Origin of the sequence: Ferrigenium sp. UT5, assembly GCF_045866295.1 — a bacterium.
Lineage (GTDB): Bacteria > Pseudomonadota > Gammaproteobacteria > Burkholderiales > Gallionellaceae > Sideroxyarcus.
Window position 1 is genome coordinate 1 of the sequence record NZ_BAAFRY010000069.1, and the last position, 598, is coordinate 598.

The window sequence follows — 598 nt, forward strand, 5'->3', positions numbered from 1 at the left end:
AATACTCGTAATCGACCGATAGTGAACCAGTACCGTGAGGGAAAGGCGAAAAGAACCCCGGAAGGGGAGTGAAATAGATCCTGAAATCGTATGCATACAAACAGTGGGAGCCCCTGCTTCAAGCGCCTTTGAAATTCTTTCGAGGAGCGAGCGCAAGCGAGCGACTCAAAAGATATTTAGAAGAAGCGAAACTTCTCTGGATTCTTTCGAGGAGCATCGCGTAGCGATGCGACTCAAAAGTTTTAAGAAGGAGTGAAAAAATAAGGAGAGTGCAAGCTCACTTATTTCGGAGCGGGAGGGTGACTAGCGATTCGAGCGAAAGCGAGAAGCGTTAGGCAACCCTGCGAAAACGCCCGAAGGGTGTTTGAAGCAGGGGTGACTGCGTACCTTTTGTATAATGGGTCAGCGACTTACATTCAGTAGCGAGCTTAACCGAATAGGGGAGGCGCAGCGAAAGCGAGTCTGATAAGGGCGAAAGTTGCTGGGTGTAGACCCGAAACCAAGTGATCTATCCATGGCCAGGATGAAGGTGGGGTAACACTCACTGGAGGTCCGAACCCACTAACGTTGAAAAGTTAGGGGATGAGCTGTGGATAGG

1 rRNA gene is annotated in these 598 nt (G+C 49.8%); it reads left to right on the top strand.

The window, feature by feature from the left end:
* A 23S ribosomal RNA gene (locus ACKTSJ_RS11175) occupies window positions 1-598 on the top strand; the annotation flags it as partial.